12 protein-coding genes are annotated in these 13,935 nt (G+C 63.3%); 3 read left to right on the top strand and 9 right to left on the bottom strand.

Features of this window, described 5'->3' with window-relative positions; translation table 11 throughout:
* Positions 1-16: 16 nt before the first annotated feature.
* The 4 genes from AC5P8J_RS14935 to AC5P8J_RS14920 form a co-directional block, all read right to left on the bottom strand.
* Positions 17-460, bottom strand: coding sequence for a RidA family protein (locus tag AC5P8J_RS14935; RefSeq protein ID WP_251102351.1), 444 nt, complete (start codon positions 458-460; stop codon positions 17-19).
* Between the two features lie 70 nt (positions 461-530).
* On the bottom strand, positions 531-1,043 hold the full coding sequence (locus AC5P8J_RS14930; protein ID WP_495216935.1) for a hypothetical protein: 513 nt from the start codon (positions 1,041-1,043) through the stop codon (positions 531-533).
* Between the two features lie 207 nt (positions 1,044-1,250).
* Entirely contained in the window at positions 1,251-1,985 is a 735-nt protein-coding gene (locus AC5P8J_RS14925; protein ID WP_478427239.1) for a HEPN domain-containing protein, read from the bottom strand.
* A 292-nt stretch (positions 1,986-2,277) separates the two neighbouring features.
* Positions 2,278-2,892 (bottom strand): hypothetical protein, encoded by a 615-nt coding sequence (locus AC5P8J_RS14920; RefSeq protein ID WP_495216934.1) that lies wholly within the window; start codon positions 2,890-2,892, stop codon positions 2,278-2,280.
* A 62-nt stretch (positions 2,893-2,954) separates the two neighbouring features.
* On the opposite strand from AC5P8J_RS14920, the gene AC5P8J_RS14915 reads away from it, so the two are divergent.
* The gene (locus AC5P8J_RS14915; protein ID WP_495216933.1) at positions 2,955-3,245 is read left to right on the top strand and encodes a hypothetical protein; all 291 of its coding nucleotides are present in this window, start codon (positions 2,955-2,957) and stop codon (positions 3,243-3,245) included.
* Here AC5P8J_RS14915 and AC5P8J_RS14910 read toward each other — a convergent pair.
* The gene (locus AC5P8J_RS14910; protein ID WP_495216931.1) at positions 3,227-3,676 is read right to left on the bottom strand and encodes a BLUF domain-containing protein; all 450 of its coding nucleotides are present in this window, start codon (positions 3,674-3,676) and stop codon (positions 3,227-3,229) included. The genes AC5P8J_RS14915 and AC5P8J_RS14910 overlap by 19 nt on opposite strands.
* 172 nt (positions 3,677-3,848) lie before the next feature.
* On the opposite strand from AC5P8J_RS14910, the gene AC5P8J_RS14905 reads away from it, so the two are divergent.
* The gene (locus tag AC5P8J_RS14905) at positions 3,849-4,115 is read left to right on the top strand and encodes a hypothetical protein (protein ID WP_495216930.1); all 267 of its coding nucleotides are present in this window, start codon (positions 3,849-3,851) and stop codon (positions 4,113-4,115) included.
* A gap of 6 nt (positions 4,116-4,121) precedes the next feature.
* The gene (locus tag AC5P8J_RS14900; protein ID WP_495216929.1) at positions 4,122-4,787 is read left to right on the top strand and encodes an SOS response-associated peptidase; all 666 of its coding nucleotides are present in this window, start codon (positions 4,122-4,124) and stop codon (positions 4,785-4,787) included.
* A 51-nt stretch (positions 4,788-4,838) separates the two neighbouring features.
* Here the strand turns inward: AC5P8J_RS14900 and AC5P8J_RS14895 are convergent, their stop codons facing one another.
* From AC5P8J_RS14895 to AC5P8J_RS14880, 4 genes are read right to left on the bottom strand one after another with little or no spacing between them, the layout of a single operon-like run.
* Positions 4,839-5,483 carry a hypothetical protein gene (locus AC5P8J_RS14895; protein ID WP_495216928.1) on the bottom strand — a complete coding sequence of 215 codons (645 nt, stop codon included), beginning with the start codon at positions 5,481-5,483 and terminating at the stop codon, positions 4,839-4,841.
* A gap of 43 nt (positions 5,484-5,526) precedes the next feature.
* Positions 5,527-5,826 carry a hypothetical protein gene (locus tag AC5P8J_RS14890; protein WP_134729594.1) on the bottom strand — a complete coding sequence of 100 codons (300 nt, stop codon included), beginning with the start codon at positions 5,824-5,826 and terminating at the stop codon, positions 5,527-5,529.
* 51 nt (positions 5,827-5,877) lie between these two features.
* Entirely contained in the window at positions 5,878-10,218 is a 4,341-nt protein-coding gene (locus AC5P8J_RS14885) for a hypothetical protein (RefSeq protein ID WP_495216927.1), read from the bottom strand.
* 6 nt (positions 10,219-10,224) lie between these two features.
* Positions 10,225-13,932, bottom strand: coding sequence for a phage tail protein (locus tag AC5P8J_RS14880; RefSeq protein ID WP_495216926.1), 3,708 nt, complete (start codon positions 13,930-13,932; stop codon positions 10,225-10,227).
* Between the last annotated feature and the right edge of the window lie 3 nt (positions 13,933-13,935).

Raw genomic sequence — 13,935 nt, 5'->3', positions numbered from 1 at the left:
GAGCCTGCCCGTGCCCTCAGCTCTGCACTTCTGCCCGGAAGGCAATCTCGATCAGCTGCTCGGGGAAAGCCAGCGCCGAGACTCCAATCAGGTTGCTGGCCACCTGCGGCACCGGCTGGCCATACACGGCCGGCCGAACCTTGCCACTTGCCGCGAAGGCCGCCGGAACGTCGATTACGAACAGCGTTTCCTCGACCACATCTGCGAGCGACCCTCCCAGCTCTGCCAGCAGCACCTGGGCGTTCTCGTAAGTCCGCCTCATCTGGGCTTCCATGGTGTCGAAGTTGGCGGGCTTGCCGTCGGCCCCCAGCTCCGCCGGCGCAACCAGCTCGCCCTGCGGCGTGTGCGAGAGCTGGCCGGACACGAAGATCGTGTTGTTGACGCGGACGGCCTGTACGTACCCGTAGGCCGATTCCCACGGCACTCCGAAGCTGGCGGTCTTTCGATTGGTAGCGTTCATCATTGCTCTCTCTGGTGAAAGGGCAAGTGTGGCAAGCATTTTGAGTCGACCGCCTCCCCTGAACGGGGGATCAGATTCGAGCGCGGGACAGCTGCTCTCTACCTGCCTTGACCCACGCCTTCATCGGATCCCTCGCCCTGGGCTTGGTCTCCTTCGGCGGTCGGCGCGGCTCCAGCGCTTCCTTGATCCTCGCCAATTCCACAGTCCCAGCTTCAGCCAAGCGTCGGGCCTGTTGCTGCTGCTCGCGGGTCGGCGGCAGGCCGGGCAGCGGCGGCTCGGGCTGGATCGGGGTGCTGTCGGTCAGCCGGGCAACCGCCTGGCGCAGGGGCAGATCGGGATAGAGCCTGGCCGCACACCAGCGCTCGGCGTACCGCTTCGCCTGCCGGACGTTGGCCGCGCGCACTTCCTTTACTTCCCAAAACTTGTGGCCTTCTAGCCATAGGCGCACCCCAGGGCCGCCATCGGGTTCGACGCCGGCCGTCTCCCGGCCGTTGTACCAAAGCGCCCAGCGCTCACCCGTCTGGACCCATCCAGAGGGGATCGGGGCGGTGCGGAAGCCGTGGTAGCCGTCGGAGGAACGCATGGCCGGAAGAATACGACCGGCCGTCGCAGATCCTGCGAACACGGCGGCGACCTGGCTGAATCGTTCGGGCAGAGCCGAGCTACAGTCGACCCTGTCTCACCGAGCAGAAAAAAATGGACATCCCGGTCGGCAGAATGCCGCCACCTTAGAAGCGGTGTTTTTCGGGACGGTGTCAAACCGTCAGAGTCGACACTTGATCCACTGATGTTAAACAGAGCCAGCGTCTTCTTTAAGAATAGCCTTGACCTCCTCCACAGCCGTTGACGCGCTCTTAGCCTTGGGCTTTGGACGAGGCACAAACTCAAGGACAACACCACCGTCAAACCACTCTCTCCCCAGCCGCTCACCGACGTACGCATATACTGCATTGTTAGTAAGCGTCGAAAGTCGCAATACCAAATCAGCAAAATCCAGCACGGTCCTCTTATGCACAGATTTTTCCACCTGCACTCGGTGTGCGATGTCACCCCGAAGCGAGATATATGAATCGAGCCTGGACATTGCGGCAGCCGAATCAGTTCTGTGCCATTTCCATGCAGCAGACACTGACTCCATTCCCAACACCTTTTTAAACAGTTCGTCGATCTTCCCAGCCTTCGGGGTATTAAAAGATCCGGTTGTGGATGCCAACACAGCCTTCATGTTGTCGCTCATCACGTCACGCCACCCAGAACCCGCAAGAGCCCAGGCCTTAATGCCATTGTGCTTACTTCCAACGCTCTGCAGAACATATTCAGGAAATACCGTATGGTCATTTCCTTTTTCAACAAGCGCCTGTAACGCATAGGCAAGTAGATCCTCTACAAAAGACTCCCAAGCCGCGGCAAGAAATACTATCGCGCTCTTGTTTAAAACCTCCACACCGCGTTTTCGTCCAGGGCCTTTTCCGGCTATCGTCTCATGCGTTTTCACCAGCAACCTTACGTCATCGATGTTATCCATTAGACGTTGGACGTGTGAGGGCGTCGATGCTGCGGACTCCTTTCCCATTACAAAGACCTCATACTGCAAGGCGGCCGGCGACGTGCTAGCCATACGCATCTAGGAGACACCATGTGCGGCCGATTCGTCCAGCTCCCCGTGATCGACTTCGGCCAGCCGGGGCTGGCTGACCTCGTCCCAGGCCTGGCCGAGATTCAGCCCAGCCACAACCTCACGCCGACACGACGCTGCTCACGTGCCACGAGTTGAGCTTCCTGCCACCCAGGAACTTGCAGGACTCACGCCCAAGGACTTAGATCTGACCTAAGTCCTGGGTCACCACCTGCCCTTCCCGAAGCACCGTAGCAAGAAGCCGCCCCCCGGCCACCTGCCGCCCCACCCGCTTATTAAGCCATGCCGCTTGGATCTTGCCAGCTGCGAGCACATCAGCCGGAGCGAAGCTATCTGGCCTTCCGGCAAGAGGCTCTCCGGGCGAAGCTAAGCCACCCTCCAGCGGTTGCACAATTGCTGGCCTAGAGCTGTCGCTCTTGGCATACGCAGTAGCCACCATCCGGCCGCTCTTTGGCGACCAACCGCCCAGCACCAACTCCGTGCCCAACGCGTCCATTTGCAGACTCGCCTCGGCAGCAGCTCTCTCATAGCTTGGCCACAACTTGTCGATCACAAGCCCGAGCTCCTTTGTCAGCTGCTCCATTGTGAAATCTGCCCGGAAGCTTGCCTGGAGCGCGAGCTCGTAGATGCGAAGAAAGAACTGAGTGGACCCGCGTGCCGCCAACACCAAGTTGTACTGCGGGACAAGCAGCATCTTTGCGCCGGACGAATGCGCTCCGGTGCGGGCGTCCTCCGCGAGGGTATCGACCGCGACCAAGAGCTGGTCAGGACGTAACAGAACGTTGAGGATGCTCATAGCGGACTCGCCCGGAGGTCGCCAGACTATCGCCTTCCCCACCACCGACTGTCGAGACCGTCATGACAACCGAAATCACGGAAATCCTCGATCGCCTGCATGCGTGCGAGTCCGAACTTCAGATGCACCGCGGCTATCTCAAGGCAGCGGAATACGCGCTTCGAGTACTCACGCTGACTCACCCAGCACCCGAACGGCTCTCCGATACTTGGCTAAGTCTTTTGCCCAGCATCGCCTCTAAGCACAGGCAAAGCGACGGCGATCTGTTCGCCGTCGCTTTCCAGCAGTCGCTCACCGTGCTCACCGAGCAGATCGGGGAGCATCGGCAAGGGGATCAAGCGGCTACAGCGTAGGGCTCGACCAGGCCGGCCAAAAGATCCATGGCCGCTGGGTTTGCATCCTCGGCGTCGCCGCGCTGATTGAATCTGGTCCAGTCCGCTTGAGCCAACCGTTTCAGTTCGGCTGGTTCGACTGGAAGCCACTTCATTGGCCAGAGCGGCAAGCGGCGTTGCCCCACCCTGCCCCTCTGCAGCTCTACGATCTCGTTGTGGCTGCTCGCGCCCAGCACTCTCGAATAGGCCACTGATAGCCCATCCTCTGGCCCCTCCAAGTACTGGAGGAAGCGTTCGCCATCGAAGAGGAGCACCCCCGTAACCCCAGCATTACGGTTGAACCGGGCCGCGTCGTCCACAATCTGATCCAGCTTTCCGTTGGATAGGCTCAGTTTGTCGCCGGCAATCTCCGCTCCGGCACTGCTCACGTATACAACCGCCCTGATGGGCATTAGTGCACCTCCTAGATGAGGCACGACACTATCAGGGTTAAAGCAACGTTTACGTGAGAGCGGCGCAATTTCCCCAACGATTCAGTAACCCGTGATTCTGAATGAGGGCGCTCATCACAGAACGAAGGCACCCATCGGGGCAGCATTCCGAAAAAATGCTAGGTACACCGCAATGCCCGATACAGGCCTTTTCTACGTTCTAGACCTTGATGCAAAACGCGACCGCGATGGCAACCTCGACCGCGTGACCGAAATCAGCGTCCGTTGCAACCACTGCAAGCACATCACCCGTTCCAAGGCGCCGCAGCTGGAGACCATGCCTGGCGGCACACTACTCGCGTGCGCCGGATGCGGCGAGCGTCAAGCCGTCAGCAATGCTCGCCTGGTTGAGTGCGACCACGTGCTGGGGCACACGCTACCCCAAGCGATGCCGGCCTGACTTGCCATGTGCGGCCGATTCGTCCAGCTGCCCGTTGTCGACTTCGGCCAGCCGGGGCTGGCTGACCTTGCCCCCGGCCTGGCCGAAATCCAGCCCAGCTACAACCTCGCGCCGACACAGCGGGCCTCGGTAATCCTGGACCGGGGCGAAGGCCAGCAGGTCACCCGCTTGGCGTGGGGGCTGCTACCGTTTTGGGCTAAGGCCAAGGGCCTGCAGGGCTCGACCATCAATGCCCGAATCGAGACGGTGGCCACCAAGCCGGCGTTCCGGTCGGCCTTCAAGAAGCGCCGCTGCGTTATCCCCATGGCCGGCTACTACGAGTGGTCGGTGAGCCCGATCGACGAGAAGAAGGATCCCTGGTTCATCCATGCCACCGGGCCGCTGCTGGCCGCTGGCCTGTGGGAGGACGCCAGCCCCCTGCTGCCCGAGGGCAACCTGGGCACCTTCACCATCATCACCGGCGACAGCAGCGGCGTCTCGGCCGACATTCACGACCGCATGCCGGTGTGGCTGCATGCCGGCCAGATCGATGAGTGGATGGCCGCTAGTCCGGACGATGCGATGGCGATGCTGCTGGCCAGCGAGCCGCCGGCGATGGAAGCCTATCGGGTGACCAGGGCGGTGAACACGCCGCGGAACAACCGCGAGGATCTACTACAACCCGTGGCATAGCCTTGACCGAAGCACGAAAGAACCTCCGGCTGTTCGCTGCCTGTACGAAGTTCAATGGCCGGTCACGTCGATCAGCACGAAGTGGCCGGATGCACTGAACTGCGTGGCGTTGTCTGACTGCGGTATCAGGGCCGTCGCGCCGGCGTAGTAGAAGCGTCCCGACCCCGCGGCGCCCGTTCCATCCCCCTGCGGCCCGGTCAAGCGGAAGCCCACGCCACGCTCAATCCGCTGACACGAACGAGACGAGATCACAGCGTAGCGCCGACCAGCCGGGACCTGCATGTAGGCCCCCTCTGCCGCCCCGAACGGGGCAGTTGTCACGTCTACGATGCGAAGGGGCTTCGCCCAGGAAGCGAAGGCCAACTCGCCGGTGTGCTCTCGGTACACCTCGATTCCTTCCTTGCCCGGTGTTCCAGTCAGAACCGAGTCGTATACCCACACCGTGCCGAACACAAACGATGAGCCCGTGTAGGCCGACACTCGCCAGTTGTTGCCGCCGATATTGGTCAGAATCACGCTGAGCCCGAAGTTGTTGTTCGGACCCGTGACCGCGACCACTGGACTCTTGGCCTGGAAGTCACGCGTGACGTACCGGGTTACCACGATCCCCGACACCTGGTAGGCAACTGCGCCAGCTTCGTTGATATCGAATTTGTGGCGCAGATGGAAGTTGAGCAGATCGCTTCGGACCTGCACCGTCCCGGACGGGGTGTATGCCTCAAACCCTCCTACTAGCATTTCAATGCACCCCGTAGAGAACAGTTGCCGGGACCAAGGCAAAGACGGGCTGCCCATTGGCATCCACATCCGTGCCCCAATAGATCCGGCCGTCTGAGTACCAAATGGTTGGCGTGCGGCCAGGCTGCGCAGGCGGAGGCACCACGTAGAAGAGGAAATCCCCAGGTGGCAGCGGCCCCACCCACGTCGAATTGCCGTGCACGGAGTCGGTCTGAATCGTGCCGATGAAAAGCCCCAAGCGGGTCGTGTAGTCGATCTCCAGCGACCCGTCGAGATTGAAGGTCTGGATGCCCCCAGGCATGCGATGCTCCCTAATGATTGGCGGGAGGGCGTTGGCGCCTCCCGCACTTTGCTACTGCCACCAGCCCATGCGCGTGGCGAGCTGCCCGTTCGGGTAGTAGGTGCGCCAGTTCCCGTCGCTGTACTCCGTCCGCTGACCGCCGCCCGAAGAAGTCACACGGAACATGTCCGCAACCACGTCGAACGCCACCAGCCCGCCACTATTCTCTAGCACCAGTCCGCCTACCTTGTTGTCGGCTCGCACCGATACACGATAGGACGCGGAGCTTTCCGTACCACCTGCCGACCATCCGCTCGGCTTCGTCTGCCCCGGGGTCGCCTCTTCCAGCATCGGGCGGACCCAACGCAGGAACGAGTTACCCGCAGCAGTGGCCCTCCCTGCGAAGATGATGCGCAGGAAGTGGGTAGCTGCCGGGGCCTTGCCCTTCACGAATATACGCGTGTAGTTGTCAAGGTGCGCACCACCACCCGGGGGGTCAATCTCCGGACTAGACATTTGCCCCGTGGTAGTGTCGTTCTGGTGCTTGAACTCGCAGATGATCTGTGCCTCGCGATTGCCCGACACGTAAGCAGACACCATGTATTCCTTGCCCGGCTCGACCGGCACGTCTATCCACTGCCACACACGTCCCGGGTTCACGGAACCCGCCTGAATCAGCGCGTACGTCCCATAGGGGATACCCGTGTCGTTGAACCACTGGCCTTGGTAGTTGGTGTATCCGGTGAGCCCGTCGGGGGACCAATGATTCATGCGGGCAATTACTCCCGGGTCAGCGAACGTCGCGTTCGGCATCAGATTGCCACCGCCGAGCTGGGAAATCGACGCCTGCATCTCCTTCACGACCGCGGCATCAGCCTTCCCGCCGAGGCCCGCCTGCACACTCTGGATGGCCGAAGCGTTGGCGTTAATCTTGCCTTCGTGCTGCTGCACCGTGCTCTGCATCTGATTGAACGCGGTAGCGTTGACGTTGCCTACCTGCGTTTTCAGGCTCACCAAGTCCTGCGCAGTTGCGTCCAGCTTGCTGCCCTGCTGGTTCACCGCCGTGGTCAGCCCTGCCGTCGCTGATGCGTTGGCGCTGATCATCAGCTCGTCGGTCACGTCGTAGAACTCGATGCGATCGACAAGGACTGTTGCGTCGCCAGATCCACGATTGGTGATCCACACCTGGCTCATTACCTCAGTGCGGGCGTCGCCCACTGGATGCTCCAGCACAAACCGCTGCCAGGCACTCGTGAGGTTCGGGGTGGTCTGATCGTTGTTTCCCTCGCCTGTGGCATCCCGAGCCCGGCAGCGCGCGGTCAGCGTTGCACTACCGCCCACCACCTTGGCGACGACTACCGTACGCAGCTTGCGACCAGCGCGCCCCGTCTTCAGTGGAACCCAACGGCCGCCATTGGCGTAAACGAACGGCGAACCCGCTGCACCTGCCTTGTGCACCATCTGAATTGCGCTGCCCTGCTGTCCGCCACCAGAAACCCAGGTCACATCACCGTTCTGCTGATTGCTGTTCCCCTTGACGAACGGCGCCATGTCACCGTCGAACATCGCGTTGACGTTGAGGTTTTCGCCTCGGTTGAAGGATGCATTGAGGGTGCTGGACAGGACGGTAAGCTGCTCCGCCTGCGCCGCCGCCTTGTTCTCTGCGCCCGTAACACGGGTGGTCAGGCCGGTCACGGCATCTGCAGTGGCGTTGACCCCCTGCTGGGCGGTGTATGCGTCGGTTACATCGATGACGAACGCGTCGTCGTAGATCACGTCGCCGCTGGTCACCCCGCCGCGGATTGTGGCACGGATGATGAAGCTCCAAACGTCGTCCCCCACGGGCACGTACCCAGATAGCTTTGTCCATTCCGATCCGACGTTCTTTGCAGGCATCACCTGGACGTTCGGATAGGCCACCGTGCCGTTGTTGCGGCGCACGGTAGCCTGCAGTCCGACGGTGCCGTCACCCGATCCGGTGGTCAGTGGGTTCGCAGGGTCGTTGCGGACCCAGACTTCCGCGTAGAACACGCGGCTGCCGTTCGTACGGAACTCGATCAGGGACACGTCACGGATCGCCCCCGTGGCGGTCAGGCTTAGAGCCTTGGTCCCGGAACGCGCGAACGCGTCCGTGATGCGCCCTATGCCATAGGCGTCACCCGCCTTACGCGTCTCAAAGCTCCCGTCCTGAATCAGGTTAGCGCCGCTGAGGATCGACGTCGACAGGTCACTCTGCAGCTTGGTGATGCTGGTCGAGGCGGAATCGATCTTGCCCTCGGCGGTAGTCACCCGGGTGGTCAGGTTCTGCAACGCCGATGCGTTGGCGTCCGCCTTGCCGGAAACGTTGGTCAAGTCGCTGCGAAGCGAAGTCAGCTGCCCTGCCTGGGAGGTGATCGTGTCGCCCTGCTGCGTCACCTTCGTGCTGAGGTCCGAAATCGCCTGGGCATTCGCCAGCAGCTCGGTCACTTCCTCCAGCACAACATCGTCAACCCACAACGTACCGACAGTGTTGTCGGCATAGATGCCCAACTGCAGTCCGGTGATCGACGTGTTGTCCGGGATTGCGTACACGGCACTGAGGTAGGTCCAGGCAGCTTTGTCCGCGACGAAGAACGTTGCTCCGGCGAGCAGCTCACCGCTCTGGTTCGCCAGTCGCATCTTGCTGTTGCCAGCCGTGCCATTGAAATCCGGGGTGCTGCGATACCAGCAGCTATAGCGATACTTCTTGCCTGGGCTCGTCGGCATCGCGGTGCGACCATTGGCATACGCAACCTTCTGCCGGATGGCCCCCGGATCGAAGCGCACACACATGCCACCGGCACGTCCCTCCGTGGCCGGCCAACTGGTGCCGGTTGCGCCCGGGTCGTAGGTCCAACCAACGTCCTTGCCTGACTGCCACGAGCCATTCAGGACCATGTTGCTGCCCTGCGAGATCAGCGCCGGCAATGTGGCGGCGATCGTCGTGATCGACTGAGCCAGCGCGCTCGTGGTGGTGGCGGTCGCCTCCTGCAGCGCCGTAACCGATGCAGCAGTTGCCAGCGAACCGGCACCGGCCGGCATGCGGGCCTCCATCGTGCTGATGCGCTGCACCTGCGCCGAGTCCGCAGCCACACGGGCCTTCAGCTCCTCGTAGACAAGCCCTGCAGTCAGCTGCAGCGGATCCGTTCCGGTGTAGTTGCCACGCATCTGAACGGCCAGCGTGTTGCGCTGGAGAGCCTCAGCGGCATCTGCAGTGATACGCGCCTGGGTTTCTTCCTGTACCAACGCCACCGACGCGCCGGGCTGCGGACGACCGACGGCGATGTAGTCGATCAGGTAGTAGTTGGCGACGGTCTGCGCCGCCCCCAGCTGCAGGCGAATCGCATCCACCGTGGCCGGCCACCACGCAATGTCCTGCACGTCGACGGTGGCCACGCCGTTCACGTCCCACGCCGGTTCCGGGATGGCCACACGCTTCTGCGTGTTCCATGCCTGGTCCGTGGTGGTGATCCACTGGAGGAAGCCGTTCCACGTCGGCGAGCCCACGCGCTTCACGCGCAGCTTCACGAAGCGGTATGCGCTGCCGTCTACGGCCAAGGCCACCGGCGACTGCACCCAGGGCGCGGTGGCGTGGTTGGCGGGCCGCAGCCAGCCATCCACGAGGGTTGGCGCGCCGTTGCCCGTCCACCCTTCAATGGTCTGGTTGAATGGCCAGAGCTTGATGCTGTCGAACTGCGTCCCGCTGCCGGCCGCAACCTCCGACACCGCGCGCGCCAACGATTCATCGGCGCTCTGTCGCAACTGCTCCTCTCGGCTGATCGCCGCCTCGCGCGCCAGCTTCTCGTTCAGGAGCCCGTCGATCCGCGCCTGGGCCTCCGCGCTGATCGCCTGCATGGCTTGGGTCACGCCCTGCTGCCGCAGCAGCGCCTCGGCGACCAAGTCCTGCGCCGCCTGCGCCAGCCCGGCGGCGCGCGCCGCTGCCTCGTCTGCGATCGCTTGGATGCGGGCGCTGATCTCCGCCGCCAGCTTGGCCTGCTGCTCGGCCAGGTCCTTGGAGGTGGTGGGCGGAACGACGCCCACCACGGTTCCGGTGCCGGTCTTGCCGCGGACGGTCGGGGTGATCTGGAACCACCAGGTCTTGCCGCTGCCGTCGCTGTAGACGTACCGCGTCTCGGTGGTGCGGTGGATCTCCGTCCAGGGGCCATCCTGGCTCTCGCTACGCGAGATGACGTAGATCACGCCCTCCAGATCCACCGCATCCCATTCGAGGACCACGCCATCGGCCACCGGCGTGGGGCTGACGCCGGTGGCCGGCGGCACGTCCGGTGCCTTGAAGGGCACGGGGAACCACGTGGAAAAGCGCGGTGTAACCGGAGACGCGGACGGCAGCCCGCCCACGCCGATTTCTACCAGCGTGAGTTTCCTTGCTTGCATTGCTGATTACCTCGCGTAGTTAAGCGAACTGCGCAGTTCGGCACTGCTGGCGTTGCGTACGCCCTGGGTAGTGGTCGACACGAGCTGGCGGAGCAGCTGGTTCTGTTCGGCGAGCAGAGCGTTGCTCTGCTGTATGGCGGCGGTGGTTTGCGTCTGAGCGTCGTTGTTCACGACCAGGTCGAACACGGCCCGGCTGAAGTTGTCCGGCAACGCCTCGATGGCGTCGGCCAGCGCACCCATGCTGGTTCCGTCCGGCTGATTGAGATCTCCGACCTTCATGCCATCAATCAGGCCGGTCACGCGGCCGTACAGGCTGTTGTAGTCCTGACCGCTGGCGTAGAGGTTCCGACCGACGCCCAGCACCGCCTGTGCCGCCGCCTGCGCTGCGCTGCTGTCCCCGCCCGACACTGCCCGCTCCAGCTCCTGCATGGCCTGCTGTAGCTTCTCCTGATCGGTCAGCGGCGACAGGTCGCTCACAGATAGGCCATAGCTAATGGCTTTCTTGTCCTTGTCGATCTGCGCTTGCAGCTTGCCCATGTTCGTGGCGCGCAATGCCTCGATCTTAGCCAGGTCCTCAGCGCGCGCGCCCGACAGGCCCAGCGCCTTAGCGTAGTCGTTGGCGGACTTCACCTGTTGGCGGTAGGTGCGCTCGATGCTCAGGGCCTGCTGCTGGTAGGCGGTCAGGTCACCCGTCAGGAGCTGTGTCGACACATCGGCCATCAGGGTGGAGTAGTTGCCCAGCAGGCCCGACACCTTGTTGATCTGCGTGGCCAAGTCCGTACCGGCAACGCCGGCCAGGTCCTGGAAGTAGTCCACGGCCTTGTTCACCTTGTCGATCTCCAGGCCGTTGAGTGCCCGGCCCAGCTCGTCGGCATTGCCCACCGCCAGCTCGATGGATGCTCCCAGCGCCGCGAACACGTCCGCCGAGTCGAAGTAGCCATCTAGCTGCCCACCGAAGCCCGCTGCCTTGACCGCCTCGGTATAGAGGCGCTCCTGCATACCAGCGAGGTAAGACTCCAGCTGCTGCTGGGCCTCCGCCGAATCTGCCGACAACGACAGTTTGCCCAGGCTCACCTTGACCCCAGCCAGCTGCTGCGACATGTCCATGCCCAATTGCTTGGCCAGGTCCGTGGCAGCGCCGCGAATCTGCCGAGCCGCCATGTCGAACGTGCGATCGATACCGGGGTCGAGTGCCCCGTATTGGGTCCACTTCTTGTCGGAGCGGAACCAGCCGCCCTTTTGCTTCACGTCGGCGTAGCTCTGGCCGTCCAGTCCACCGAACCCGTAATCGCCGGTGATGCGCTGACCGGTGATCTTGGGCGCACTGCGCCCGAACGCCTTGCCCAGCAGCGAGCTGCCCGAGAAGATCGCCGCCGTCTTGCGGTTCATGCCCAGCGCGCGCCCGATCACGTCCAGCGACATGCTGTCGAGCATGACCGGCGTCAGCAGTCCACCGGAGGCGAAGTGGCCACGTTTCAGCAGGTCAAACTTGTCCTGGTTCTCCAGCCCGAAGCCTTCCTTGTAGGCGCTGCCGGCCATCTGCATACCCATCGCGATCAGAGCCGCATAGGGTGCAAAGGCCGCGACGGCTCCCAGCGCGCCCGTAGCTGCTCCCGCAGCGCCGGCCCCACCGGCAGCGGCCGAGCCGCCTCCCGTCAGTGCAGCCACGTTGTTGCCGAAGCCCATTAGGGTGTTCGGGCCGAAGCCACCCGCCGCGGCTGCGGCGCCGGGAGTGAACCCGATAGCGCTCTGGCCCTTCGACAGCCGGCTCGCAATGTTGGCGGCGTTCTGGCCGCCTGCAGCAGTACCGTTGCCGCCGAAGATCCCCAGGATGCTGTTGAGGCTCAACCCGTTGCCGCTGCCGAGGCCATTGATGCTGTCCATGATGCGCGTCTGAATCGGGAGCACCAGCTTTTGCTCCAGCAGCTGGCGTGCAATGTCGCGCAACCCCTGCCTGGCAATGTCCTTCATGTCGTCCCACATGCCGGACCAATCGCGCAGGCCGCCCGCGACGAAGTTGGCCATAGCGTCCGCGGTGTCGCTGACCAGGTACGTTCCCACATCCGCCCACTGCTGCAGGCTGGCGGCATACTTGTCCGCGTCGATGCTGGCCTGAGCCGCAGCGCGCGCTTGCGCCATGAGCGAATCGCTGAGGTCGGCGGTGATGCCTGCGCCGGCCGCGTTCGCCTCGTTGATAGCTTCTTGCATGTCGCGCTGGTTCTGCATCTCGCGGCGCGCGCGCTCCCGCGCTGGCCCGATGAGGCGCATCATGTCCAGCTCGCCGCTCATGGTGTCGAGCAGAGCCTGCGGCGCCCGCTTGCGCTTGTCCAGCTCGGCGGTGGTGGTGGCCAGCTGCGCCGCTGACTCCTTCTCCAGGATGTTGAAGGCAGCGCGCGTGATGTTGCCAGCGGCCAGTTCCTTGTTCAGCTCGGCCAGGCGCTGCTTGTGCTTCTGCTCGGCCTCGGCCAGCGGGCCGGCCATCGTGGCAGCGGCCATGTCCGCCTCGGCGGCGTACCGCCGCAGCGATTCTGCCTGGCGGTCGACGGTGGCGCCGCTCGTCTTGCTATCGCGCCCCAGCTTTGGCGGCTCGTAGGGCTTAGGCTGGCCCGGGATGCCGGCGGTGGTGTCGACTGTGGCGGTCACGCCCCGGAAGGGGAACGCGGCGATTAGCGCGTCCACCTCTGCCAGCTCGCCCTGCACCTTCTTCTTGGCGTCATCGCTGAAGATGCCCTTCCAGTTCTTCAGGCTGTCACCCAGCGCGCCGCGCCGAGCCTGGAGGCTCTCCAGGGAATCAGTGTTGCTGACGGGCATGAAACCCTTCGATTTGAGCCAGCCGGTGTAGCTGACCACCAACTGCCCGAAACCTGCGGCGGCATCCAGAGCGGCTTGGCCGAACGCGATAACGCCATTGGTGGCCGTGTGCATGGCCTCCTGCGCCTTGGGATCGTGCAGCAGCTTGTTCAGCTCGGTCAGGGTCGGGATCACGCCCTCGGCCACCTGAACCTTGACGCCTAGGAAGGCGAGGTCTGCCTCTTGGGTGACCCGGCGCAGATCGTTCATCGCCTTGGCCGTGTCGTTGCTGATGATGGCCCCAGCTGCCTCAGCAGCCTGGCCCCACTGCTTGAACCCGGCGCTGTTGTTGCGCAGCAACGGGATCAGCATCGCCGAGTCGCTGGCGATGGCCTCCATGTAGAACGTCAGCTCCGTCTGCGACAGGTTGGCCCGCTCCAGGCTCTTAAAGTAGAGCCCGAGTGCGTCCGGGCCGGATAGCTTGCGCATCTGCTCGGCAGTGACGCCGGCGCCCTTGGCGACGTTGTTGAAGAAGTCGGCCATGGCGCCGCCACCCGTCTGGATGTAGTCGCCAATCTTGTCCTGCACGTCCTTGAGGATATCGGCCAGCTTCTCGTGACTGATCCCCACTGTGTTGGCACCTGCAGCCATGCGCTGGAACTGCTGGGAGGTGGTGCCCGACAGCTGACCGAAACGCTCGTACTGTGTGGCCAAGTCGCCAACCTGACGCGTCCACATGACTACAGCTGTGCCGGCTGCGGCAGCCGCGGTGCCTAGCGCGGTTCCCAATGCGGTGCCCACTTCGGACAAGGTCCGCTGGATCGCGGCAGAGCGCTGTGCCGCGACGTGTTCTGCCTTGGTCATCCCCTTTTCAAAGGAGCCGGTCTTGGCGAGTAGATCAACAGTGAGGGTGTAGAGGCTCATAGA

The organism is Stenotrophomonas sp. YJH_SMC_37 (assembly GCF_059370035.1).
The sequence above is the reverse complement of the archived record's forward strand: the minus strand, read 5'-3'. Positions and strand labels throughout refer to the sequence as shown.

What these genes read in the sequence shown, in the direction of transcription:
- AC5P8J_RS14880 (WP_495216926.1), bottom strand. Translation starts at nt 13,932, where the DNA reads ATGAGCCTCTACACCCTCACTGTTGATCTACTCGCCAAGACCGGCTCC.
- AC5P8J_RS14935 (WP_251102351.1), bottom strand. Translation starts at nt 460, where the DNA reads ATGAACGCTACCAATCGAAAGACCGCCAGCTTCGGAGTGCCGTGGGAA.
- AC5P8J_RS14905 (WP_495216930.1), top strand. Translation starts at nt 3,849, where the DNA reads ATGCCCGATACAGGCCTTTTCTACGTTCTAGACCTTGATGCAAAACGC.
- AC5P8J_RS14925 (WP_478427239.1), bottom strand. Translation starts at nt 1,985, where the DNA reads ATGGATAACATCGATGACGTAAGGTTGCTGGTGAAAACGCATGAGACG.
- AC5P8J_RS14915 (WP_495216933.1), top strand. Translation starts at nt 2,955, where the DNA reads ATGACAACCGAAATCACGGAAATCCTCGATCGCCTGCATGCGTGCGAG.
- AC5P8J_RS14900 (WP_495216929.1), top strand. Translation starts at nt 4,122, where the DNA reads ATGTGCGGCCGATTCGTCCAGCTGCCCGTTGTCGACTTCGGCCAGCCG.
- AC5P8J_RS14930 (WP_495216935.1), bottom strand. Translation starts at nt 1,043, where the DNA reads ATGCGTTCCTCCGACGGCTACCACGGCTTCCGCACCGCCCCGATCCCC.
- AC5P8J_RS14885 (WP_495216927.1), bottom strand. Translation starts at nt 10,218, where the DNA reads ATGCAAGCAAGGAAACTCACGCTGGTAGAAATCGGCGTGGGCGGGCTG.
- AC5P8J_RS14920 (WP_495216934.1), bottom strand. Translation starts at nt 2,892, where the DNA reads ATGAGCATCCTCAACGTTCTGTTACGTCCTGACCAGCTCTTGGTCGCG.
- AC5P8J_RS14910 (WP_495216931.1), bottom strand. Translation starts at nt 3,676, where the DNA reads ATGCCCATCAGGGCGGTTGTATACGTGAGCAGTGCCGGAGCGGAGATT.
- AC5P8J_RS14890 (WP_134729594.1), bottom strand. Translation starts at nt 5,826, where the DNA reads ATGCCTGGGGGCATCCAGACCTTCAATCTCGACGGGTCGCTGGAGATC.